This window comes from Nonomuraea sp. NPDC051941 (assembly GCF_044593615.1).
Genome location: NZ_JBIUCF010000035.1, coordinates 38,694 through 61,619 on the forward strand (window position 1 = coordinate 38,694; position 22,926 = coordinate 61,619).

Consider the following 22,926-nt stretch of genomic DNA (forward strand, 5'->3'; position numbering starts at 1 on the left):
ACCTAGTTGGCTCGGTTGTCAACGTCCTCTCGGTTGGCTTGGTTGCTGTTTCGTGGTGTGATGGACTGCGATGGTCAAGAACACCGGGCGCCCCGGCTACCTGCAGATCGCCGACGATCTCCGAACACAGATCCGCGGCGGCTCCCTCGCGCCCGGGACCCCGCTGCCGTCCACCGCCCAGCTCGCCGAGCAGTACGACGCCTCGCTGTCGGTGGTGAAGATGGCCGTCGGCATCCTGCGCAACGAGGGCCTGGTGATCGGCCAGCAGGGCAAGGGCGTATTCGTCCGCGACGCCGACGATTCCCCGGCCGCCGGCGAGGTGGCCGAGCTGCGCGCCGCCGTACAGGACTTGTCGGTACGTCTGGCCAAGGTCGAGGAGCAGTTGGCTACGTCCACGACACGCCGTTCCGGACGCGACAGCCGGTGACCTTCCGCGCCAGCGACGCCGACGCCCCGTCCGGCGCGTGACGCAGGCTCAGCCGCTTGTCCTCCCGGCGGATGCCGACCAGCACCATCACGTACCCCACCAGTAGCGCGACGCCGAGCGCCCCGGCGATGATCAGCGGAATCGTGGTCATGACCAGATCACCCCCGCCTGAGCCAGGCCGCGAGGGGCACGCGGGGGACGCCGGTTCTCGGAACGCCGCCGGTTGCGCCGGTTCCTGGCCCGCTCCTTGCGTGTCCAGCGATCCCGCGCCAGGCACTTGGAGCATCGGGTCTGGCCCTCGGCCAGAGCGTTGCCGCACTCGCATGAGGGCGTCTCGCCCAGGATGGTGATCTCGTTGTTCATGAGTGCATCTCCTCCTTCGGTTGCTGCCGTTGTGGCGTTGTGCAACCGAGGATGCGACGCAGGGTCAGGACGAGATCACTACACGACGGGACATGTTCAAGACGTCCGGCCTACGATGGCCAGGTCCCCGGACGTCCTTGGGAGCAGGTGAGATGGCGAACGAACGGTTGCGCGCGGCCCTGTTGCAGAAGGGCGTGAGCGTCGCGGATCTGGCCGAGGCGATCGAGGTCGATCCCAAGACGGTGGAGCGGTGGATCACCAAGGGCCGCGAGCCGTACCGAAAGCACCGTTTCGCCACAGCTTCCTACCTGGGCGTGGACGAGACGTACCTGTGGCCGCAGGCGCTCTCGCGTGAGCAGGTGGTCGCCGCTTCCGAGAGCGAGGTCCTGGCGATCTATCCGCACCGCTGGGCGGTTCCCCGGGACGCGTGGGGACGTCTGTTCACGGCCGCGTCCGAGGAGATCGGCGTCCTGGTCTACAGCGGGCTGTTCCTCGCCGACGATGCTGCCATGGTGCGCCTGCTGGGCGAGAAGGCGCGTGCGGGCGTGCGGGTGCGCATTCTGCTCGGCGATCCCGAGTGCGCCGAGGTCGCTCAACGGGGACAGGACGAGGGCGTTGGGGACAGCATGGCCGCACAGATCCGTAGCGTGCTGGTCTTCTACCGGCCGCTCCTCAGCCTGGACAACTTCGAGCTCCGGCTCCACCAGACGATCCTGTACAACTCGATCTACCAGGCCGATGACGACTACCTGGTCAACATGCACGTGTACGGCACCCGCGCCGGGAACGCGCCCGTACTGCATCTGCGGAGGGTGGCCGGCGGGGAGATGGTGACCACCTACGCCGACAGTTTCGAGAAGGTATGGGCGCACGCCGCCCCGGTGGAGTCCTGATCGTGGGCAAGCGGATCGACTTCTACAACGACCCGACCGCACCCCAGCCGAACAGCCTGGTCCCGTCGGTCAACGTCATCGTCACCAACGCGGCCGGGGACGTCTTGATGATCCGCCGCAGCGACAACGACAACTGGGCCGTCCCCGGCGGTGCCATCGACCTCGGCGAGTCCATCCCGGCAGCGGCCATACGGGAGACGATCGAGGAGACCGGGATTACGTGCGAGATCACCGGCCTCGTGGGGACCTACAGCGACCCGAGGCACGTGATCCTCTACACCAGCAACGGCGAGGCCCGCCAGGAGTTCTCCATCGTTCTCACCGCCCGAGCCGTCAGTGGCGAGCCGACCCCGAGTGAGGAGTCCCGCGAAGTTCGATGGGTCCCCCGCGAGCAGCTCGCACCGCTACTCATGGACCGGTCGATGCGGATGCGGATCGACCACTACCTAACCGGCACCGCCCTGCCGTACATCGGATAGCGCGGCCTCCACCGCACGCACCGACGACACGATGCAGGGAGTGGCCGCGCTGATCGAACGGCTGACCACATGGTCACGGCCATAGCGCGAGTGGATCTCTGCCAGCCGGTCTTCCACGTCCAAGTGCCGGCCATCCGGGTCGGTGGTCATGTCGCAGTAGGTCAGCGCTTGCGCCAGGTCGGGCTGCTCTTGGCGGAACTCGGCCGTTAGGACTGCGAGCAAATCCCGCTGTCGAGCCTCGTTGTCCGCGCATGAGTGGTAGGCCACCAACCTGCACAAACGATCGTCAGCGCCGACCACATCACGCAGGTAGCGGGCGCCGTCGAGTTGATGCATGCCCGTGTCGACCAGGTCTGGGGCGTATCCGATGTCGTGCAGCAGCGCGGCGGCAATCAAGGTGTCGGCCTCTCCGCCGAGGATCGGCGTCAAGGATGCAGCTTGCTCGGCCACCCCCTGAGTATGTGCCCAGCGGCGGGGCAAGGTCGTCTCCAGCAGTTCTTTGGCCAGGTCATGAGCCCAGTCAGCATGTCCCACGCTGTTCACCATAAACAGGCCGTACCCGGACCAATCTAGAGGGCGGGTGTGGACGTCCCAGGACGTCTCTAATGACGGACGAACCGGCCCCGCCCGTGCTCGACCACCACCACGCCTTCACTCTCCAGCACGCCCAGCGCCCGCCGCACCGTAGCCCGCGAGGCCTCATACCGCTGCCGCAGCTCCTTCTCGCTTGGCAAAACAGCCCCTGCGGCGAGTTCGCCCTGCTCGATCTGGGCACGCAGCTCAGAGGCGATCACTTGATAACGGTACGCGGTGTCCGCGGATGGATCCTTCACCACGCGGCCCTTGGAGGGAACCGTGACGATCAACCCTTCCTGCTCCAGGATGGCCAGGCCACGTCTGACCGTGTTCCTGGCCACCCGAAACTCCGCGCACAGCCTGGCCTCGGACGGCAGCGAACTACCCGGCGGATACCGTCCTGCAGCGACTTGCGCCCGCAGCCGATCCGCGATCTGGGTGTAGACGCGGCCACCCGTCAGCCACGGGCGTTCATCCGAGACCATGGGGTCAGGCACGCCGATACGCATCAGCGATCATGCCCAGGTCGATACGCAGCTCGGCCTGCTCGCCGGCACGCCAGCCGGCACGGGCGGCCTGCTCAATCCTCTCGACGGCGGTCTCCAGGTTGAGGCAGCTGGTGCGCTCGTCGGGCTGATCACCCCAGTAGAACCAGTAAAACGGGACGTTGACGTAGATCTTGCGGATACGAGACCGACGATCTTTGACGCTCAACCCGGGGCTCCCGTCTTCAGCGGCCATCAAGACCGCCGCGATGCCTCGTGGTCGTAGCCCATTACCCAGATCCGTTAGCAGACGTTGCTGGTAGGCAAGGCTCTGTGCTCGGGCGTTGTGCATGTGTCCCGTCCCTTCGGCGGTTGTTCCGGCCCGATGAGCATCGGTCACACTGCGGGAACCTCTACACCCCAACTAAGGGACGTCTAGGGACGTCTCATGTTAACGTCGCAGGCAACGACGGCCCCGAGAGAGGAGCGGCGGTCTCCATGAACGACAACTTGCGCAATGCGATGGTCGCAGCCCGCATCACCACCACCGACGTCGCAGCCGCCCTTGCCGTTGATCCCAAGACCGTCAGCCGCTGGCTCAAGGGCCGCATCCCCTATCCGCGCCACCGCTGGGCCGTCGCCGATCTCCTCCACGTCCACGAAACCGACCTTTGGCCGCAGCTCGCCCAGCAACACCGCCCACTCGCAGACGGCGTACAAGCGATCTACCCCCACCGCTGGGCCGTTCCCCATACCGTGTGGCAAACCCTCTTCCAAGGCGCAGCGGAGGAGATCGACATCCTCACTTACAGCGGCCTGTTCCTCCTCGAAGACCGCAGAATCCTCGATGCGCTCATCGACCGAGCGCGCGCAGGCGTCAAGGTCCGCGTGCTCCTCGGAGACCCCAACAGCCCTCAGGTAGCCGTGCGAGGAACCGACGAGGGAATCGGCTCCGACGTCATGGCAGCCCGCATCAAGAACGCACTCGCCCTCTACCGCCCGCTACTGGGCATCCCTAACGTCGAGCTCCGGCTACACCGCACGGTCCTCTACAACTCCATCTACCGAGCAGACACCGAACTCCTGGTCAACATCCACGCCTACGCCACCCCAGCAGCCGACGCCCCCGTCATGCATCTCCACCACGCCGACGAGCAAGGGGCATCAACGGTCTACCTCGCCAGCTTCGAACGAATCTGGACTACCGCCACGCCACACAAGGACCAGCCGCGATCAGACTCCGGACAGCCCTGAAAGCAACTTCTCTACACGTCATCAAGGGCAGCCCGCCTGCGGCGGCCTGCCGCGGGTCGGGCGGTCGCTGGCCGCGCTGCGGCTCTCCGGCCGGTCGCGGCCAGCACCACCCACACGCTATGAACGCCACATCGGTTACATGGAACCCAAAGAGATGTGTAACGCCACGAGGGCGATAGAGCCATGCCACATGAACCCAGCGTTCCGGCTAAATGTTCGGCCCGCCACACAAATGCGGTCCTTACGATCGCCACGGCATGGCGGGTCACCCTACGTGGCTGGGGGCGATCGAAGGGCCAGGGCTTCGTTCCTCAGCACTGGCCCACCGAGGATCACGGCTGATCACCGTGAAGTGCAAGCTGCTCCGGGATGGCTCCTTGGTTTCTCAGGTAGAGGCGTGCGCACGACGCCGAGGGGACAATATCGACACATGCGATTTACTGGTTATCTCGGCTCATGGGACGTCGATTCGAGATGGTGGCATCTATGTCAAAGTAATCGTGCAACAGGCTGACCAGTTCGGGTCCGTCGATCAACGTGAGTGGTTTCCCTCGACGAATTTCCTCGAGGCGTTTCCAAATCAGCTAGGTGTTACCACCATGCCGGACTGTGCCTTTACGTGCGTCATGACCCTCATACAACGCTTGGGCGGCGTCGAGAGGGACGACCTTAGCTGTAGCGTTTCACTTGGGCAACAATCCTACAGAAGGTCACGGACGTCCCGTGAGAGAGATCTCTTTCAGGACCGGGCAGGGGTGAGTAGCGTCGCTGCAAACATGAGAGCGAATCCCTTGGGTCAGAGGCGATTAACAACCTCAGCAAGCGCGTGGAGAAAACCGTCTGCGCTATCGACCACGAGACGATCAACGAGCTGTTGCCCGGTCTTTGCCCAGCGTGGTGCACGTTGGCGGGCAAAGAACTCGTCGAGTGGTTGACCGGGAAGGGGATCGACCCACCATTCGTCTAGTGCGTCGGCGCTTAATCCGCCGAGCCAGGCGTTGACGTCCCGGTCACGCATGCTGCAGCCAACCCACACCCATCGGAGAGAAGGCCCGGCGCCTTCGAGAATCACATTGAGAGCGGCACGGACGCTGTCGTGAAGTCCTGCAGAGGTTGTGTCGATCGTGGCGATCAGGGAGTTCGGAGCGCTGATGGAGCCGTGAATCTTCAGCACGGGTACAGGTTGGGAGACATCCCCTTTAGCGTATTCTTTCAGGTAGTCAAGTGAAGCCTCGAACTGCTCGGGTGTATACAGGACAGTGGATTCGACGCCGAGGTCGGTCTCCACGAGCTCATCGAAGTTAACCGTAATGATGATCAGTCGGCCGCAGAGTTTCCGGGCGAGGTCTCTGATGGCGGCGCGGCCAAGGCGGACGAATCCAAGGGCGTTCGCGCAGTCATTGCTCAGCTCCTGGATCACCGGGCTGTCGGTTCTGGGACGAAAGCCCAGGTCAATAAATGTCTCACGGAGGACCCGTTCAAGGGTCAGGTCGGCCGCGAAAGCAGTGCGTGATTCCGTTTCTCCTGGCAGGAAATGCTGACGCTCGTGCAGGAAGTCGAAGAAGGCCTCACCGGCGGCCTGGCTGTCGCTATGGCGACCGACGAATGGTTCAAGAGCAAGGTCACGATAGGCGTTGCCGAGCCGGATACCAGCCGATGCTGAGGCGCCGGCTCCGAGGAACAACACCAGTGGCCTGTCACCGAGATCGGCGATCGTCTCAATCGAGCGGAGTCGGCCGTGGGCTGAGCGTCTGATCACACGATCCCAACGCACGACGTAGCGAACGTCGGGGCGTCGCCGGTAGTCGACCTGTGGGTCGACCCGCGTGCCGATGATGGGAACCAGCGTCGTTTGGCTTCCGCTGATGTTGAGGTCGGCCGGATCAACAGTGAGCATCCTCCACAGCAGCTCGCGTCGCTCGGCGTCGATTGACGCAACCGTCACTGCGATTGCAACCATGTCGAATTGCTCGTAGGCGCTGCTGGCAATTACTGCTGCTGCCCGAAGGATGAGAACCAGAGATGGCTCGGGGGTCAGCGACTCGTCCGCTAGTGAGACAGTCACGCCTTCCGTCGTGGCTTCGATCTTGACCGAGGAAGGCAGAATGTTGTCAGGGGTGGTGCTGAAGATGCCCTGTAGGAGGCTCCAGCGGTCTCGCACGATCGGGCCAGGAGGGTCTTCCCATTCGTCATCTGCGTTGAGGTGAAACAGGGCACCGCCGCATCGTCGAGCACCGGCAGCGAGGAGTTCGATGTCCTTGTCGAGTTCCTCGTGTAAACAGGGAACTAGGACGGGTGTACCTCCGCGATCTCGGCGGTGCTCTTCGACCAGCATGCCCAGCAGCTTCAGGCCGGGTGGACTGATCATCAGCTGCCCCCAGCCTGTGGTTCCGTCATGGGATCGGCCACGCGCTGGATGATCCGACGAGTCGCAGTGGGGTCCTCATACATCTGTCCGAGAGCCGCGAGTTCGCCGCGGATCTCCCGATAGCCGTCGACCAGGCCAGAAACCGCCTCGTAACGCCGATGGACGTCGGCGAGTTTCGCTAGCCGCGAAGCAACTTCGTCGAGAAGTGCGGCCTGACGGCCAGGCCGGATGTACATGATCGTGCCACGTACGGCGGGCTCTCGTGCGACGTCGCGCCCCAGGATCCGGGAGACCTGGGTGAAGACCCAGTGCTTGCGCACTCCGCCGCTCGTCTCCGGGACGCGACCGCCGAGCCTTTCGCTGAACCTAGCAATGAGCGGCAGGATAATCTGGCCAACCTGACGGTCTTCGCTGTCCGCGCTCGGCAGAGTGAAGGCGGCCTCAGGCCCGTTCGAGCCGTTCACGAGGAGGAAGAGCGCTGCGCCGAGCGGTGACGCACTCAGCGTGCCCTCGAACTGATTCTTCAGCCACGTACGTTGCCACTCGGTTCGCAGTGTGATTGCTGTCTGGAGGGCTCTGACCTGCTGAGAGACATCGATCGTCGTATGGCCGCTGCGCTGGAGGTCCAATAGCACATCGAGAAGAATCCTGCCTTCGGGCGTGATCAACAAAGCACCGTCGATCGGCACCAGTACGTCGGAGGGAAGAAGATGGTCCTCGGCGTTCGCGGCGGGCAACGAGTAAACCCTCTCCTTGACCGCCTTGGGCTTCGCGCCCGAAGTGAATACGGGCGCCAGCGCGATAAGGTCCGCCTCCAAATCGCCGGGAGGATCATCCATGAGCGCTATCCAACTCCTGGAGAGGATTCGGACCCATTGCTCGAGGGTCGCGGCATCCATGGCAAGCGGCGCACCAAATAGCGTGTCACTCACCGCTCGAAGACCTCGGTGAAGTAGCCCGCGGCGTCAACGTCGCGGGCTCTGCGCTCATAGATATCATGAAGCTCGCCAGTCGTCTGGTCGAGTTCGGCCTCGTAGTCGGCCTGCAAGGGAAGCACGACGATGACCTGTTTGGCAAGGCCGAGCAGCTCATCGCTGGTGAGTAGCTCCGCGAGCGGTCGACGACGATCCGCAGCGATGAATGCACCGAACTCGTCCAAAAAGATCAGCCGGTTCTCCGCGGGCGCAGCCGCGACTTGCTGCAGTTGTGCACGCATGAATCCGAGTGCCTGCTCGCCTGAGGAGAACGCTGCCAGAGGCCGGGTGCGGGTCTCCCCCTTTGATGTCGTCCAAGTGACGGTTTCGTCATCCAGGTTGACTCGCTCGACAGTGCCGTCGTCGAACAGCGCCTTGGCAATCGGGCGGGCAGACAGTTGCTCCTGGGCGTCCTGCTCGATGACAGCCCTCAGCCCGGGACCGTAGGGACCTGAGGTGCCTTTGGACCGCGCGACCGCCTCGAGGCCCCCTACGTCACGTACCAAATGCGTCAGCGCGCTGCGGACGGAGGTGACATGATCCGAGAGCGCCTGCCAGACAGAATCGGTCCAGTCTCCTGTGCCCGAGCCGGGATCCTCGTGTGTCATGCCAACGTCGGGCCTCAATGCGAGTACCGCAGCGAGTTCTGTCAACCACGCGCGATGAGGGTCGCTGTGAGCGCGACTCCGAAAGGTCTCGCGCAGTACTCGCCGACGGGCCGCCTTGTTCGACAGTTCGGCCTGGTCGCGCTTGAGCTCATGGTCGCGTCGCCGTAGCTCGCTCAAGTCAGCCTGAGCCCCGGCGAGGGACTGGGCCAACGCCTCCGTAGAGACCCCGTGTTTAGCGAGAAGCTCCGACACCCGCGCCGCGGCATCGTCCACATCCGCTCCGCCAAGGCCTGATCGGGTCATGGCGCCGATCTGCATGTTAAGCGAGCGCACTCTCGCGCTTGCTGTCTCCAAGTCGGCGCGGGCGCCTTTGGCCCTTTCGCGTAGATCGTCGTGCCCGGCGATCGTCGGCCCGAGCCTTTCCAGGCTGGTGCGGGCAGTGTCCTCCTCGCCCCTGAGTGCCTCACGGCGCTGGAAGGTCTGCTTCAGCTCTGTCAGCTCCGAGACCGCGGCGTTGGCCTCAGTGAGTTCATCGAGGTCAACCGCACCGGGATCACTTACCGCTTGACCAAGCGCACCGATGAGGTCGGCGACAGTAACGTCCTCACCATTGAGGGCCGCTACACACAAACCGCCCAGCCCCTTCTCGACCGCGCTCTTGAGCACCACACGCAGCTCATCGATAAGGTCGTTCTCCGCCTGTGTGCGGTTGATTCTTGCCGCCTGCAACTGAGCCTCACGTTGCAGTGCCAGTGCTGCCTCAAGCGCCGCGTTTAGTCTGTCTGCGCCCTGCTCGTCCAGCTGCTCTACGTCGGAGGCAACGCCCACGGCCTCCAGACGTGAGCCCATTGCGGCCTGCCTGGCCGCCAATCGATCAAGCTCCTTGTCGAGCGTGCGGAGCTTGCGCTCGATTTTGGCGGCGTCTCGTTGCGCTTTAGTTCCTTTGTTCAGAGATGCGACGGCTGCTTCATGCTGGGTCTCACTGGTGCGATGGACTGCGCGCGCGGCCTCCAACTCCTTACGGAGGTCTTTGAGCCGCTGCTCCTGGGCGGCGGCATCGCCGGTGTCGATCAGTGCCCGCAGGGCAGTCGCCTTAAGAAGGTCGTCGACCTTCGGGGCTAAGGCTCCGATCTGTTGAGACAGCTGGTGACTCTCCGACTGGGATCGCAGCAGCGCGGTACGCTCCTCCTCAGCCGTACGTGGCGACGCCTCCGCGAGTTCCTCCGCGATCACGCCGAGCTCGGCACGCTGGTTCTCCAAAGTCCGCAGGCTTGCCTGCGTCTCGCGCAGCGAGGTGCCCAGGCGTGCGTACTGCTGGCTGAGGGTGTCGCTCAGGCGCTCGGTGCCCACGAGGTGAACGACGTCAAAGTGGGCGAAGAGCTTGCTCGCCGCTTTGGTAACACCGTCCAGTTCAAGTACACCGAGCCAGTCCTCGACCACATCCGGGGGCTCTACAGGCCACAGCTCGGGCGTCAGCTTCAGGCGTGCAGTCGAGAACGTCCCTTGCATGCCGCTGATAGTTACGATGGTTGGTCCCACGAGTTTGGTGAGCGACCGCCAGGCCCCCGGTTCGTGCTTATAGGGTTGGATACCGCTCATCAGCATGAGAAGCCGGACCAGCGCCGACTTACCGATTCCGTTCTTGCCTTCCAAACGGCAGGGACGATCGGCCGGAATATGGTTGATCAGTCGGAGTCCGCCACGTGAATGCGACTCGACGTTGACCTCAATCGTCACGGGCAACCCTTACGATGGCGCTCGGCAAGTCGAAGCCGGTCTCAATGAGGGCATCGAGCATCTGTCGGCTCGTCACCGATGTCCCCGACTCAGGCGTGGTAGAGGGCTTTGTGCTCTCGTCGACGTCCCGTGCAACTGCGCTCAGCAGTCGTAGCGTCAGCCCGGCATCGCTCATGCCAAGAACCTACCGCGCTGCTGGCGCAGTGTCGCAGTTCTCCACAAGTTCATCCGGCGGCTGCGATCGTTGTCGCTGGCCAGCGAGCCCGTCGGCTCGAGATTCCCCAGGTCTCGCGGCCGTGTCGCGTCGGCGGTCACCCTACGTGGATCAAGCAGGCCGCCTCAGGATGAGCAGTCGCTCCGAGAGCACCACCTTGTGTCGGTCAGTATTGGAGCCCCACCGATTACCCCGGACCCGAAGCTGGACGTCATCGACAAACTCGAACCCCGCTCCGACACCGAGCTCGCCGATCAGGCGAGGTGTGTCGACATAAACGCCGTATGGGGCGCTGTCGCCGACAAGCCACAACACGGATGCTTCCGGGGCGAGATGGGCATGTAGGTTCTCGAGAATTTGCCGCATGGCGACGAAGTATGCCGGCGCCACGCGGTCATACTCCTTTGCTCTTCGACTGCGCGATTTCTGCACTTCACCGATCGCATCGACGAGCTTAAGGACCTGCCTCGCTGCTTCATCGTCCATGGCCTCGAGCGCCGCGATGGCAGAGGCTTTCTCGCCTACTGACGACTGCTGAGTTGTGGCGGTGAGCATGTCACTGCGGACCTCACGGCACATGTCCGCCCAGGTTCTGACCTCACCCCAGAAGTACAGCTCGAGCCGGGTTGCGTCGGCGTAGTCGAAGTTGTTCAGATACGGCGGCGAGGCGACGCATGCTGACGCAGCATCAGTGACGCCGGCCCAAGTTTGGCTGTCCCTGGAGTCTCCGACGACCATCTCTGCTGCGCCGCGATCCTGATCCAGGGACTCAAGATCCTCCGCGATCATCTCCGCCCGTGCCATGAGCCGAGCCAGCGGATCAGTGTATCGCGGCTTCCTGGAAACACCTGGCCGCTGGTAGGGCCAGCCAACCTTGACATCTGCAACATCACGAAGGGTCCCGAGGAGCGCCCACTTCAAATACGGCGCTGCCGGCTCGGCCATCTTGTCCTGGACCAGCCGACGCAACCCCACCAGTCTGCTCAGGGTCTCCTTGTCGAAACTTCTCCTGACTAGGTCCGTCTCAGCGGTCAATGCTTTCGTATCGACCTTGGCCATGACCTGCGCGCTCGCACGGATCTCGTCACTCAGTGCCCGCACCTGGGCAGGGGTCGCCATTGGGATGAGCTTGAGCCTTGCGACCTCGGCAACTAGCGGGTGCGCCTCGATACCTACGAAGTCGAGGCCGCGCTTTCGTGCAGCAGTCCCCGTCACACCTGATCCGGCAAAACAGTCGACCAATGTGCCCTTAGCCAGGCCAAGGCTGTCCAGCAGCATGGCCACGTAGTCGCTGGCAAAGCCAGCTGGGTAGCGGAACCATCGGTCGAACGGCTCGGTGCTGCTCGTACCGTGGCTGCGCCCCCTACCCGAGCCAGGTTCTTGCGGCCATTTGTGAGCTGAGGACTGCGGAAGCGCGGACATTAGGCTATTGGACCACGAAGCACGGGGTGTGCGCCACGGCGTGTGACCCCTCACCTGGCGGTAGCAGTACTTGCGATCCGACCGCCCCTACGGTTGCTCCACTTTGCGGGAACACACTCAGTGTGGTGGTCGCGCGGCCTGGGGAGGCCACATAGGTGGCGAGGCTAACGTAGCCGAGGTTACTGTGGAGCCCACGCAGGTTGTCCAAACTCGGTCTGCGCTCTGAGGTCATCTTCCCCGATGCTTATTACCTGATTGCGCAAGCCAGCTTCTCTACCGCTCTAGCATGGACCACCCTATAAAGGCTGGAAATGGATGAGCTGCGGCCGCACTTGAACAGGTGCGGGCCGTCCGACTATATTGCAAGAATGCTTCGAAATTAGCATCGATATTGAACAGATTAGACGCAGTGTAATCGTATTGGCTAATGGATTGCTTAAGTAGACGACAGATGCTCGAATATTAGGAGTGGAGTTGCGCGATCTTTTGCGGCGCCTAGTTGACGACTTCAAATCGAGAAGAAACATCGATGCCTATGTGATCACCTTTCTCTCTCTAGTCTTTGCAGTTGCAACCGTTGTCGGTGATGTTATACCTATCAATTTGCGATGGGCGGCCATACTCTCTGGGATGGGTCTCCTCATATATCGGCTCACCGTACCGGAAATGACGCCATCTGTAGATCGAGTCTTTGTTGACCGCTCAAGCTTTGATGATATTCCATTCCATCGGAAGATTGCGGATGCGCGGGAAGTGTGGATCGCCGCACCCTCGGCTGTCAATCTGCTGTCTCCGCAGAACTGTGAAGCTTTGCGCTCCACTGTTCTCTCCAAGGGGGAGGGCGCTTTGAGAATCGTAGTCTTGGATCCGACTGAAGCGTCAGCCGTCAAGATTGCCTCGCGGCAGCTTGACGGGGATGTCGACTATCCCGTACAAGAGCTTGGCTCGTCGCTGGAGAACGTCGTCCACCTATTGAATAATATAGCGCTTTGGGAGGTCTCTGGCGTTTTTGAATACCGCTTGGCCAAATTCAATCCAGGTTTCAGTCTAGTTGCAATCGATCCGTTGGCGCATAAGGGTAGAATTCTCGTTGAAATTCATGGCTACCACAATCAGTCCACTTCCACTCGAATGCACTTCGAATTGACTCGCCAGATAAGCGATAGATGGTACGCCTATTGGCTGGACCAGTTCGAGTGCATTTGGCGGGACGCGGTCTCTGCGGAAAACGGCAAGACGCAACTACATGGATAAAGTTTCTGTGCGACTTCTAGAATGGGATTAACGCGCGATACGCTTAGATGAGATTGAGGCGCTTCCAAACGTTCCTGCACGCTTCCGGCGAATCCTGCGGTACGGGTCCCTCGGTACCGGACCATGCGGGCTGAGCACCAATCCTGCTAACAGGAGTGCTAACAACGGCTTCGGACAATCATGGACGGCCGTGGAACGGCTCCCTCTCTTCACAACGCCAGAGCTGGTGTCCTGGACCCGGGTGGATGTCCGTGGACGGTCGTGTTCTCACTCGTAATGAAGGGGTCTGGGGTTCGAATCCCCAAGGCGGCTCCTGGTCAGAAGCCCCCCGCGTGATCGCGGGGGGCTTCTGGGTGTCTAAGCCTCCCGAGCTCATGTCTTGAAGATCCGATCCATGGCCACCGCGCCTCTCTGAACGAACTAGTGACAGCGCCGATCGCCTTCGAGCCCAATGCAGGCCGACTGCGCCTGGCCTACCAGCCGTCTCACCCTGGCGACTGGATCAAGCCTCCCGCCGCCAAGTCCTGGGAGCCGGGCGTCCTGCGCGCCAGGGTGCGCGACCTGCTGGACAAGCCCCGCCTGCGCGGTTCCGAGCGCATGAGGAAGCTCAACACGCGGCGACAGTGGCGGTGCATGAACAAGCTGCTCTGCCAGGTATGCGGCGGACCCGGAGTCGATCCCGTGGCTACTGACCAAGACGGTGTTCGAGCGCACCGGCCTGGACAGCGGCCGGACCAACGCCCCGCCGACGTGCTGGAGCTTCATGGCATGAAGCCCATGGGCCCCTAGATGGGGCACACGCGACTTCGGCCGTCAGTGTCCCTGCCGTCCCTGAACGTGCCGCGACCAGCACTAACGCAGTCCAAGACAGGGACAGGCCTTTTGGATGGCTGTTCCTGTTGTCTCTATGAGACGGTGACGACCTCAACAGCCGCTCTCAAGCTGCGATACCAGGCAAGCGAACTATGCTCCGACCAGTCGATGGTGCTTCGCACGCCTTTCTGAGCGCGCTGCGCGGAAGGCAGGCTGTAACACCCTAGGGCCCCCGGTGTTGCAGCAGGTTTTGGCGCTGGCGGGCCGCTCGGAAGGGACGGCCCGCCAGGCGAGCGATCACGAGTCTGAACCGGATGTTACGCGGGTGGGCGACCTACTTCCGCTACAGGGTCGCCAAGGCGGTCGTCCAGCACCGCTCCGTCCGGGGGCCTCGACACTACGGCCGCCGCCGGTGAAGATCAGAAGGGTTCGGTTTGCCTTTCTACGGGAGGAAGAAGTGAGCGAGTACCCCCAGGATCGCCTGTACGCCGGTGAGCTGCACATGTGGGGCAACGGGAAGTGGTTCGAGCGCAACAGGAAGCTGGACACGCCTGGCGACCGGGTGAGGGTCGGCTTCACCACCTTCTTCATAGGTCAGATCCCCGACAGAGGGCTGCAGGTGCAGTTGCCTGAGGTAGGTAGCTACGTCGAGTTGGGTGACTACTTCGGTCGGGTCAGTTGGAGTAAAGAGGGGGATGCTGATCCTGACGAGGAGTGGGAGGACGGGGATGCTGCTCCTGACGAGGATTGGAGCGATTTCTGCGCACCAGTCGAGGCGAAAGTCGTCGCCGTCAACACCGAGCTCGCCAACACTCCGGAGCTACTCATCAGGGACCCCTACGGCGAGGGCTGGCTGTTTGAGATGGAGATCCATGACCACAAGCCCAAGTCCGATTTCAATTGGGACGCGGACGGTTACGCCGAATTCATCGCCCAGGACAACGACTAGACCGGCAATCGCCGGGGTGCCCACCTACGTGAGCTTCTAGGGGTCCCGGTAGTAATGGCGCAGGATCCAACGGATACGCCCCTCACCTGTGCTTATCCAGCGTTCTCAGGCTGGTGAGCCAGACCCGAGCCCTGCCTATCAATGCCACCCTCAGGGCTGTGCAGTTTGGCGTTGGTGGCCGGGCCGCCGTCGCTAATCGTATGTGTAACTGGTTGACCTGAAGGGCGAGCAGTTCGGCGAGTGCCGCGGTGAACGGGCTGGCGGCCTGGCCGGCGGGAAGAGCGTGCCCCAGTCCTCGGGAAAGACCAGAGGTCTGCCCATGAGCGGCTTCTCGGGGATCCACAGCCACATGGCCTGAGCATCGAGGGCGGCCCGTACTTCGTAAGAGGGGCGGGGTTTCCGGCTTTGCGCCATGCATCCTGACGGCAACCGGGACACTCGCGCAGGCGTACGGTTTGGCAGGCATTCGCGGCGCGCCAGTGGCGCATGGACCGAATGCTTGTCAAGACGCTGAAGGTATTGCTGAATCGCCCTGCTATGGCCGCCTCGCGTTCTATTGTCGCGCTCCAATGCGCACGTTTGGATCTAAAGGGCGATCTTCTGGGGCGTATCTCCAAGCGGGGGGTTTCGAATGTGTCCCAGCGTCGCCGCCTGTCCTGCCCCCGGTGCTCTCGGGGCGGGCGGCGCATCGGCCTGTGCCGTCCTCCAAAAAAGGAGTCGTGATCATGACCGCATTGACCTACACCGTCTTCACCGACCCGGCGTCCGTGGAGGCGTCAGCGGCCGGACGGAGGTCCACATCCACAGGGACGGTGTACCTGGTCATCACCAACACCGCAAGGAGGACGGATTGGTCCAGGATCGAGGTGAGGGTGCCCGTCGGCGACGGCGTTGGCGACCTCACCCCGAACCTCCCGGAGATGAAGGGCAAGTACACCGACAACCGGTGGGGGACCCAGGCGATAACCCAGGAGGTGAAGGTCGACCCGCAGCGGGACACCAACGTCTTTGAAGTCACCCCCAAGAGCGGGGGTGTGGCTTCTTTCAAACCCGGCGACTACCTGGTGCTGACGATGGAGAACGTCACCATTGCCGCCACCGCCGGGCCGGCCGTGCTGACGGTGAGAGAGAAGACCGAAGACGATGACGGGGAGCACACCCGCTACACGTCGGTGGCGCTGGTCAAGACCGCTCCGAAGGAGATTCCGGCGCCGCGTGACTTCCACCCGGACAAGGGCATGGTGGGCGTCGGCGAAAACCTCACGCTGAGCTGGGAGGGGTCCCCCGAATTCGACTACAAGATCCTGTTCCCCGGCGGGCAGAAGGACATTTCCTCGGACGGGCGTACCTGGACCCCGCCCGACGCGCCGAAGCGGGCCACCACCTACACGCTCGTTGCCACCGACCCCGTCACCCAGAAGCAGCACTTCCTCACCACCACCGTCCAAGTGCGCTTCCCCGTCCTGGAAACGCTCACCGCCACCACCGGGATTGACACGCCCTGGGTCCAGGGGGTGGTGGACGGAAAGAAGGGGCGCGTCACCTTCATCGGTACAGGGGTAGAGATCTCGGACAACTCTGGCGGGCAGGGGACCGTGACTGCCGACAGGGCCGATCTCAACGGTGTGAACACCGGGTGGGTGCAGGGGAGGAGCGCCGACGACGGAAAGATCACCTTCCCCAAGGACGGGCTCGACGTCCGCAACGGAAGCGGGGCATGGGGAACCGTGCACGCCGACAGGGCCGACCTCAACGGCATCAACACCGAATGGGTGCAGGGGAGAAGCGCCGACGACGGATGGATCGGCTTCTCCAAGGACGGGCTGGACGTGCGTAAGGGAGCCGGGCACGCCTGGGGAACCGTGCACGCCGACAAGGCCGATCTCAACGGCATCAACACCGAATGGGTGCAAGGAAGAAGCGCCGACGACGGATGGATCACCTTCCCCGTGGAGGGGCTCAAAGTCCACCGGAAGGACGACAGTCACCTGACTCATCTGGACGTCGGTTATGCGACTCACGACATCGTGAAAACCAGAATCGTGCGGGGACTGACTGACGGTGAAGGATGGATCAGCTTCCGCAAGGAGGGCCTGAACATTCGCCGGGGGCAGGGCACGGAACGGGGAACTCTGTTCGCCGCCAAGACCGAACTGAAGGAATGAGGCCAAACGGCGTCCAGTGCCCTGCCGAATGGATCTCATAGGATCAAGGGGCGGTGGCGCAGGGCGCCGTCACCCAGCCGTGCGCCTGTCGCCCACCAGGCATGCGGCCTGGGAGCGATCGGGTCGGCAAAGCCGCGCTAAGCCGCGGCTTTGTCCCTGGCACCCGAAGGCCTTGCCAACCCGACTGGGTGACGAAGTGGGCGACAACGAGGAAGTTCGATCATGGACGTCCACGGACTCTGACGGACGACGAAAGGCAGGTCACCTCCTCGGCGGGGGAGGATGAGCAGGTCCTTGATTTTGCTCGTAATGAAGGGTCTGGGGTTCGAAGCCCCAAGGCGGCTCCAGGCCAAAAGCCCCCCGCGTGATCGCGGGGGGCTTTTGGGCGTCTAAGGATTCCCTGGCAAGGCGGTGTCGGGACGTGGGTGGTCGCTTATGGCCACTTGTGGGACAGCGAGCCCGTGGAGCCAGTTGATCAGAAGAGGTCGTGGTTTGACGCTCTGACCGTGCCGCAGCGCGTGATCGTGGTCGCAATATCAGCGGTGGGTCTCGTGGGCGGGATGGCGCTGTTGCTGATGAACCCTCCCCACGACCTTGCCGCGTTCTTTCTGATCTTTGCTTTGTCATCTCGGCGGTGGCTGTTCTGCGGAGCATTCCCTGGGTTCGAGCACGCCTCGGGGGCGGGTCTCAGCTCTGGCTGGGGTTTGTCTTGACCTTCAAGTCCCTGTCCGGTGAGCTCACGACGCCTGCGTTTCAGGTCGCTGGACTGATCCTGGGTATTGGCCTGTTGACCCATCTCCTTGTGCTTGCGGTGATCAGAGATCGGAGACCCCCGACGTCGGGGAAGCCTCGAACTGCGGCCGGACCCGGTAGCGAGGTCAGGTGACGATGGGGCTGCGACGTTCAATCAGTAGGACGTCCCGCCAGATCCCGTGGTGGCGGCCGATGCGTTCGCGGACGCCGATCACCCGGAACCCGGCGCGAGCGTGCAGGGTCAGGCTGGCGGCGTTTTCGGGGAAGATGCCGGACTGGATCGTCCAGATGCCCGCGGCCTCCGTGGAGGCGATCAGTGCCCGCAGCAGCGCCAGGCCGACGCCACGGCGGCGGGCACCGGGGTGCACGTAGACCGAATGCTCGACCACACCGGCGTACGCGCTGCGGGCCGAAACGGCCGATGCGGCGATCCAGCCGAGTAGCCGATCAGGCGTGCCGTCGAGGGTGCCGAGGGCGACGCGGCGATGGTCGGGCAGCTTGGACGTGTCGAACTGGGCCCAGGTCGGGGCGGTGGTCTCGAAGGTGGCCTGGCCTTCGTCGATGCCGAGCTGGTAGACGGCCAGAACCTGATCGGCATGAGCAGCACGCATGGACTCGATGAGCGGCCCATGGGCCGCCCCGTCCACGCTCACCTGATCGCCGTGTCCGCGGTAGCGGAGGTGAGGTCAGAGATCAGCGCACGTACGCGGGCCTCGATCGCGTCCCGGATCGGGCGCACGGCTTCGACGCCCTGGCCGGCCGGGTCGTCCAGCGCCCAGTCCTCGTAGCGCTTGCCGGGAAAGATCGGGCAGGCGTCGCCGCAACCCATGGTGATCACGACGTCGCTGGCCTGGACGGCATCGACGGTGAGCACCTTGGGAATCTCGGCGGAGATGTCGATGCCACGCTCTGCCATCGCCTCCACCACGGCCGGGTTCACCTGATCGGCGGGCGCGGAACCGGCCGAACGCACGCGTACTCGATCGCCGGCCAGGTGGGTCAGGAAGGCGGCGGCCATCTGGGAGCGGCCCGCGTTGTGCACGCACACGAACAACACCTGCGGCGGCGCGTCGATCTGGTCCGGCACGGGTTCCTCCTATCGAGGCTGGTAGGCGGAGCCGGGGACGGGCTCCGCAGCGGGCTGCGGGCTGTTCGGGTAGAGCGCGACCAGCAGTAGGCCACCGAGCGCGGCTCCGGCCAACTGGGCGACGATGAAAGCGGGCACCGAAGCAGGGGCGATCCCGGCGAAGGTGTCGGTGAAGGCCCGGCCCAGGGTGACAGCAGGGTTGGCGAAGCTCGTACTGCTGGTGAACCAGTAGGCGGCGCCGATGTAGCCGCCGACCGTGACCGGGGCGAGCGCGGCGCGGCCTTGGCGGGCCAACGCGAAGACGACCACGATGAGCCCCGCGGTGGCCACCACCTCACCCAGCAGCAGGTGAGGGGCCGACCGGTCATGAGCCGAGATCTGAACGGCCGGGAGCGCGAACATGGCGTTCGCCAGGACTGCCCCCGCGACGGCTCCGGTGACCTGGGCGGGCAGGTAGGCCGCCACTTCCCGTCCGCGCATCGCCGGGGCGGCGTCGCGTCGGGTGAGTACCCAGGCAGCCACGGAGACGACCGGATTGAAGTGCGCGCCGGACACGGGTCCGAGGATCAAGATGAGCACCGCCAGACCTGCCGCCGTGGCCAGGCTGTTGGCCAGCAGTTGTACGCCGACGTCACGCGAAAGATCGGTTGCCATGATGCCGGAGCCGACCACCACGGCCACCAGGGCGGCGGTGCCGGCGAACTCGGCAAGCGCCCGGCGCGCCAGGTTCACCGCGCGTCCGCGACAAGCGTCTCGGGCAGGGCCAGTACGCCGGTCAGGCGCTTCAGCGTGGCCGGGATGATCCAGTAGTAGACCCAGGTGCCGCGCCGCTGACTGTCGATCAGACCGGCCTCACGCAGCACTTTGAGATGATGCGAGATCGTCGGCGCGGTGACCTCGAAGGCAACGGTCAACTCGCACACGCACACCCCGTCGCCGATCTGGCGGCCGCTCTCCTGCGCGCCGATCAGGGACAGCAGCCGCAACCGGATCGGGTCGCCGAGCGCCTTGAACACGCGAGCCATCTCCGCGGCCTCGTCTTCAGTGATCGGCTCCGCGATCAGCGGTGCGCAGCACTCGGAGGCGAGCACCGGCAGCTCCTGTTTCGACATATCTCTAATTTGACAGATTCCTAAGCAGCGGCGCAAACTCGACACTACTTAGACATCTGTCGAAACAACGATGGGAGATCGTCATGTCTCGCGTCCAGCTCGCCCTCCGTGTTGCCGATCTGGAGAGCTCGATCACGTTCTATTCCAAGCTGTTCGGCACCGAACCGGCCAAGCGCCGCCCCGGCTACGCCAACTTCGCCATCGCCGAACCCCCGCTGAAGCTGGTGCTCATCGAGGGGGAGGAGGGCGAGCCGACCCGCATGGACCACCTCGGCGTCGAGGTCGAGGACACCGCCCAGGTCAACGCCGCCACCCAGCGGCTCAAGGACGCCGGGCTCGCCACCTTCGAGGAGAACGACACCTCCTGCTGCTACGCCCTCCAGGACAAGGTCTGGGTACATGGTCCTGGCGCCGAGCCATGGGAGGTGTACGTGGTCAAGGGCGACGCCGACACGCTGACCAGGGAAACCGATTCGGCCTGCTGTACCCCGGCCGGCGAGCAGGCCACCGAGCCGGTCAGCGCCTCGGCCAACTGCTGCTGACCACGGGCTTCTCTTCTCTCGCCGTGGCCGGCGCGTGCAGGCTTGCAGGCCATCCCTGTAGGCGCGCTCTTCTGAGAAGCTGGGCATTCTGAGCTGCATCTTTGTGCCTGGCGCTCGAAGGTCTTGCCGGCCCGACCGGGTGACAACGAAGGCGTTCGATCATGGACGTCCACGGACTCGGCTCCAGGCATTGGGGTTCCCCAGCAGCAAGGTCACTTTCGTCTGCTGGACGCGCTGACCCAGAAGGTGCGCAAGGGCGGCCGCATCATCAACGCCGACGGCCGCCGGGAGATCGTCGGTTCATGTACCGCGTCCGTGGACATGACCCGGAGACGTCGTACTGGCGCGATGCCCTATGACGCCGCGGCCGGCTCGGGTGCGCCGCCGGGTGCCGGAGGCGGCTCGCTTGGCGCGGGGTTGGCTGGAGGCGTTGAGCGGAGCGTCTCCTGGGCCGAGGTGATCTTGCGGATGACGCCGATCGCCAGAACGGCCGCGATCAGCATCAGCCCGAGGCCGACCACCTCCAAGCGCAGGGCGAAGGCGATTCCCTCCAGGTTGATGGAGAAGTGGAGCAGGCCCCAGGTCGCCTTCGTCATCGCCCAGGCGGCAAGCCAGGCCGCCCACCAGGCGTTGATCAGCCCCTTGGCAGAGCCTGGGGGCGTGGAGGCGCGCCAGATGTCGTCCACGATCTGCTTGGGAATCCAGAACCAGCTGATCGGCATCACCCACCCGGCGATCACCCAGGCCCTGCTGTGCCGGTGACCGTTCGGCGAGAGGCTCACGGCGTTGGTTCTGACGCGGAACAACCAGGCCAGGAACCCGGCCACGGCCACGAGGAAGATGAAGAATCGCGCGACCCCGCACCCTCGGAGGAGCAGCTCCCCCGTTCGCATCGCCGCCTCGGAGACGGATTCGAAATCACTGCTCATACGATCCACGAGCGACGCATACCAGAGGTTGATCCCCGCTGTGGCGACCCCGACGAGGGAATCGGACACCACGGCCGCGATGGCGAAGAGCGCGACGCCACCGACCGGGCGCAATCGCCCATGAGAGAGCTGCATCACCTGGAGGCCTTCGGAAGGGGGGATCGAGGTGTGCACCAGTATGTATCCCCAAGATCTGGAAGAGGATCGGATCTCCCATCCGGGATCCTCTCGTGACCAACCTGCGGCGCTCCCACGCTGACACAACCGCGCACACGTACCCGGCCACGGTCTGGGTTGGTCAAGCAGGGCGATTGATCCGACTAAGGAGGGCCAGTAGGACGGTCATGACGAGTCCGAGCGCGGCCAGCGACAGGCGGTCGGTGGTGTTCTCGCCGTTGGCGATCACCCCGAACACGGTGTGCGCCACGAGCGCCCCGCCGGCCAGCGCCAGGCTGTGCCGGTCGTGCCATCCGCCGTGTGCCGTCCATCGGCGCAGCAGTACCGCTGCCACCACCGCCAGGAGCGCCGCAGCCAGCATCGGGACCGCCACCCAGCCGCCTTGGGTGAAGGCCGGGTGCTGGGCACCGCCGAAGGGGAACAGGAGCGCGAGATATCCGAACGCCACCACCCCGGCGAGGCACGCGACGACCGGCGGCGCGGGAAGCGTCCGGGGCGCGGCGGCCGGCACGTCCGTCGGGCGGGGGACGAACCGCAGCGCGAGCACCGCGAGCACCGCGATCGCCAGCACGAACGCCGCCAGCACCGCCGGCGGCGCCTGGTAGCCGGGGTCGATGAAGGCCGTCGTCCACCGCAGCAGCAGGGCGCCCAGCACGAACACCACCCCCGCCACGACCAGCCCGGTCCGCCCCAGATAGGGACGATGGCGGAGATCCGGGACGATGAGATCCACCAACAGGATCGGCAGTGCCACGCTGAAGACCGCGTGGTAGGGGATGTTCAGCTCGGTGTAGGCGCTGTTGAGACCGAGAATCCTGGGCGCCCAGTCGGCCACGCCGTAGATGGTCGGGCTGGTGAGCGCCTGCAGCGCCAGCCCTTCCTCCACGATCCCGTATGCCGCCCCGAGCAGCAGGATGGCGAGCCAGCCCCGGCCGGTACGGCGTACCAGCTCGCGGATCAGTACGGTGCCGGCGCCGTAGATCGGCACCCACAGCAGCAGCAGCCACGCCTGGCGGAGGGGCGGATTGCCGAGCGTGAGCTCGGCGACGACCGGGGTGAGCCCGGCCAGCAGGAGCGCGGCCCACCGGCCGCGTGCTCGTGAGGTGACCATGCGCCTACGGTCTCCCGCGGCGGGCGCGGGGCGCTGCTGCCGCCAGGCCGGTCCGTGGCCTCTTCGGTCGCCTCCGGGTGGTGACTTTGGTTGCCATGGCGGGGCGGCGATGGTGACCTTGGTTGCTTACCAGGCGTAAGGCCGGCGGATACGATCTGCGGTTGTGTTCGCAGCACAGGGCCAGGACGGGGGCCGCCGCGACGGCGAACCCTGGAGGCATGGAGAAGCCGCAGA

24 protein-coding genes and 1 pseudogene are annotated in these 22,926 nt (G+C 64.3%); 9 read left to right on the forward strand and 16 right to left on the reverse strand.

The features are described 5' to 3' along the window. The first annotated feature begins 70 nt into the window (after nucleotides 1-70). Nucleotides 71-427 (forward strand): GntR family transcriptional regulator, encoded by a 357-nt coding sequence (locus ACIHFD_RS43660; RefSeq protein ID WP_397371933.1) that lies wholly within the window; start codon nucleotides 71-73, stop codon nucleotides 425-427. On the opposite strand, the gene ACIHFD_RS43665 is transcribed toward ACIHFD_RS43660, so the two are convergent. Both ACIHFD_RS43665 and ACIHFD_RS43670 read right to left on the reverse strand, forming a co-directional pair. Beyond that, entirely contained in the window at nucleotides 387-578 is a 192-nt protein-coding gene (locus ACIHFD_RS43665) for a hypothetical protein (protein ID WP_397371934.1), read from the reverse strand. The genes ACIHFD_RS43660 and ACIHFD_RS43665 overlap by 41 nt on opposite strands. Beyond that, nucleotides 575-790, reverse strand: coding sequence for a hypothetical protein (locus ACIHFD_RS43670; protein WP_397371935.1), 216 nt, complete (start codon nucleotides 788-790; stop codon nucleotides 575-577). The genes ACIHFD_RS43665 and ACIHFD_RS43670 overlap by 4 nt, the downstream gene beginning before the upstream one ends. 152 nt (nucleotides 791-942) lie before the next feature. Here ACIHFD_RS43670 and ACIHFD_RS43675 point away from each other — a divergent pair, with 152 nt between their 5' ends. Together ACIHFD_RS43675 and ACIHFD_RS43680 are read left to right on the forward strand one after the other, a co-directional pair. Beyond that, nucleotides 943-1,683, forward strand: coding sequence for an XRE family transcriptional regulator (locus ACIHFD_RS43675; protein WP_397371936.1), 741 nt, complete (start codon nucleotides 943-945; stop codon nucleotides 1,681-1,683). Nucleotides 1,684-1,685: 2 nt separating this feature from the next. Next, nucleotides 1,686-2,162, forward strand: a complete 477-nt coding sequence (locus ACIHFD_RS43680; RefSeq protein WP_397371937.1) for an NUDIX hydrolase — start codon at nucleotides 1,686-1,688, stop codon at nucleotides 2,160-2,162. On the opposite strand, the gene ACIHFD_RS43685 is transcribed toward ACIHFD_RS43680, so the two are convergent. The 3 genes from ACIHFD_RS43685 to ACIHFD_RS43695 all read right to left on the reverse strand — a co-directional run bounded on the left by ACIHFD_RS43685 (nucleotide 2,130) and on the right by ACIHFD_RS43695 (nucleotide 3,575). Next, nucleotides 2,130-2,696 carry an HD domain-containing protein gene (locus ACIHFD_RS43685; protein WP_397371938.1) on the reverse strand — a complete coding sequence of 189 codons (567 nt, stop codon included), beginning with the start codon at nucleotides 2,694-2,696 and terminating at the stop codon, nucleotides 2,130-2,132. The two genes, ACIHFD_RS43680 and ACIHFD_RS43685, sit on opposite strands and share 33 nt — an antisense overlap. 68 nt (nucleotides 2,697-2,764) lie before the next feature. Then, complete coding sequence (locus ACIHFD_RS43690; protein WP_397371939.1) at nucleotides 2,765-3,247, reverse strand: GntR family transcriptional regulator; 483 nt, start codon at nucleotides 3,245-3,247, stop codon at nucleotides 2,765-2,767. Continuing rightward, on the reverse strand, nucleotides 3,228-3,575 hold the full coding sequence (locus ACIHFD_RS43695) for a hypothetical protein (protein WP_397371940.1): 348 nt from the start codon (nucleotides 3,573-3,575) through the stop codon (nucleotides 3,228-3,230). Before ACIHFD_RS43695 ends, ACIHFD_RS43690 begins: the two co-directional genes overlap by 20 nt. A 146-nt stretch (nucleotides 3,576-3,721) precedes the next feature. Here ACIHFD_RS43695 and ACIHFD_RS43700 point away from each other — a divergent pair, with 146 nt between their 5' ends. Continuing rightward, a complete protein-coding gene (locus ACIHFD_RS43700; protein WP_397371941.1) occupies nucleotides 3,722-4,477 on the forward strand; it encodes an XRE family transcriptional regulator in 756 nt (251 codons plus the stop codon). 796 nt (nucleotides 4,478-5,273) lie between these two features. Here the strand turns inward: ACIHFD_RS43700 and ACIHFD_RS43705 are convergent. From ACIHFD_RS43705 to ACIHFD_RS43725, 5 genes are all read right to left on the reverse strand, one after another. Further along, on the reverse strand, nucleotides 5,274-6,845 hold the full coding sequence (locus tag ACIHFD_RS43705) for an SIR2 family protein (RefSeq protein ID WP_397371942.1): 1,572 nt from the start codon (nucleotides 6,843-6,845) through the stop codon (nucleotides 5,274-5,276). After that, nucleotides 6,845-7,684 (reverse strand): hypothetical protein, encoded by an 840-nt coding sequence (locus tag ACIHFD_RS43710; protein WP_397371943.1) that lies wholly within the window; start codon nucleotides 7,682-7,684, stop codon nucleotides 6,845-6,847. The genes ACIHFD_RS43705 and ACIHFD_RS43710 overlap by 1 nt, the downstream gene beginning before the upstream one ends. 89 nt (nucleotides 7,685-7,773) lie before the next feature. Beyond that, nucleotides 7,774-10,164 carry a hypothetical protein gene (locus ACIHFD_RS43715; protein WP_397371944.1) on the reverse strand — a complete coding sequence of 797 codons (2,391 nt, stop codon included), beginning with the start codon at nucleotides 10,162-10,164 and terminating at the stop codon, nucleotides 7,774-7,776. Next, nucleotides 10,154-10,339: a hypothetical protein gene (locus ACIHFD_RS43720; RefSeq protein ID WP_397371945.1), complete on the reverse strand. Its 186-nt coding sequence runs from the start codon at nucleotides 10,337-10,339 to the stop codon at nucleotides 10,154-10,156. Before ACIHFD_RS43720 ends, ACIHFD_RS43715 begins: the two co-directional genes overlap by 11 nt. Nucleotides 10,340-10,489: 150 nt before the next feature. Further along, the gene (locus tag ACIHFD_RS43725) at nucleotides 10,490-11,800 is read right to left on the reverse strand and encodes a DNA methyltransferase (RefSeq protein ID WP_397371946.1); all 1,311 of its coding nucleotides are present in this window, start codon (nucleotides 11,798-11,800) and stop codon (nucleotides 10,490-10,492) included. 468 nt (nucleotides 11,801-12,268) lie between these two features. Here ACIHFD_RS43725 and ACIHFD_RS43730 point away from each other — a divergent pair, with 468 nt between their 5' ends. From ACIHFD_RS43730 to ACIHFD_RS43745, 4 genes and pseudogenes are all read left to right on the forward strand, one after another. Continuing rightward, the gene (locus ACIHFD_RS43730; protein WP_397371947.1) at nucleotides 12,269-13,054 is read left to right on the forward strand and encodes a hypothetical protein; all 786 of its coding nucleotides are present in this window, start codon (nucleotides 12,269-12,271) and stop codon (nucleotides 13,052-13,054) included. 1,082 nt (nucleotides 13,055-14,136) lie between these two features. Continuing rightward, nucleotides 14,137-14,283, forward strand: a pseudogene (locus ACIHFD_RS43735) (group II intron maturase-specific domain-containing protein); the annotation flags it as partial. A 41-nt stretch (nucleotides 14,284-14,324) separates the two neighbouring features. Next, entirely contained in the window at nucleotides 14,325-14,816 is a 492-nt protein-coding gene (locus ACIHFD_RS43740; protein WP_397371948.1) for a hypothetical protein, read from the forward strand. Nucleotides 14,817-15,541: 725 nt separating this feature from the next. Further along, nucleotides 15,542-16,981, forward strand: a complete 1,440-nt coding sequence (locus ACIHFD_RS43745; RefSeq protein WP_397371949.1) for a hypothetical protein — start codon at nucleotides 15,542-15,544, stop codon at nucleotides 16,979-16,981. A gap of 878 nt (nucleotides 16,982-17,859) precedes the next feature. Here ACIHFD_RS43745 and ACIHFD_RS43750 read toward each other — a convergent pair. Genes ACIHFD_RS43750 through ACIHFD_RS43765 form a run of 4 tightly spaced genes read right to left on the reverse strand, consistent with a single transcriptional unit; the run spans nucleotide 17,860 to nucleotide 19,933 of the window. After that, a complete protein-coding gene (locus tag ACIHFD_RS43750) occupies nucleotides 17,860-18,345 on the reverse strand; it encodes a GNAT family N-acetyltransferase (RefSeq protein WP_397371950.1) in 486 nt (161 codons plus the stop codon). A 38-nt stretch (nucleotides 18,346-18,383) separates the two neighbouring features. After that, entirely contained in the window at nucleotides 18,384-18,821 is a 438-nt protein-coding gene (locus ACIHFD_RS43755; protein WP_397371951.1) for an arsenate reductase ArsC, read from the reverse strand. A 9-nt stretch (nucleotides 18,822-18,830) separates the two neighbouring features. Beyond that, nucleotides 18,831-19,553, reverse strand: coding sequence for an MIP/aquaporin family protein (locus ACIHFD_RS43760; protein ID WP_355193494.1), 723 nt, complete (start codon nucleotides 19,551-19,553; stop codon nucleotides 18,831-18,833). Beyond that, nucleotides 19,550-19,933 (reverse strand): ArsR/SmtB family transcription factor, encoded by a 384-nt coding sequence (locus ACIHFD_RS43765; protein ID WP_397371952.1) that lies wholly within the window; start codon nucleotides 19,931-19,933, stop codon nucleotides 19,550-19,552. Before ACIHFD_RS43765 ends, ACIHFD_RS43760 begins: the two co-directional genes overlap by 4 nt. Before the next feature lie 83 nt (nucleotides 19,934-20,016). On the opposite strand from ACIHFD_RS43765, the gene ACIHFD_RS43770 reads away from it, so the two are divergent. Continuing rightward, a complete protein-coding gene (locus tag ACIHFD_RS43770) occupies nucleotides 20,017-20,475 on the forward strand; it encodes an ArsI/CadI family heavy metal resistance metalloenzyme (RefSeq protein WP_397371953.1) in 459 nt (152 codons plus the stop codon). A gap of 353 nt (nucleotides 20,476-20,828) precedes the next feature. On the opposite strand, the gene ACIHFD_RS43775 is transcribed toward ACIHFD_RS43770, so the two are convergent. Both ACIHFD_RS43775 and ACIHFD_RS43780 read right to left on the reverse strand, forming a co-directional pair. Then, nucleotides 20,829-21,518 (reverse strand): DUF4328 domain-containing protein, encoded by a 690-nt coding sequence (locus ACIHFD_RS43775; protein ID WP_397371954.1) that lies wholly within the window; start codon nucleotides 21,516-21,518, stop codon nucleotides 20,829-20,831. A gap of 184 nt (nucleotides 21,519-21,702) precedes the next feature. After that, nucleotides 21,703-22,692: a hypothetical protein gene (locus ACIHFD_RS43780; RefSeq protein WP_397371955.1), complete on the reverse strand. Its 990-nt coding sequence runs from the start codon at nucleotides 22,690-22,692 to the stop codon at nucleotides 21,703-21,705. Between the last annotated feature and the right edge of the window lie 234 nt (nucleotides 22,693-22,926).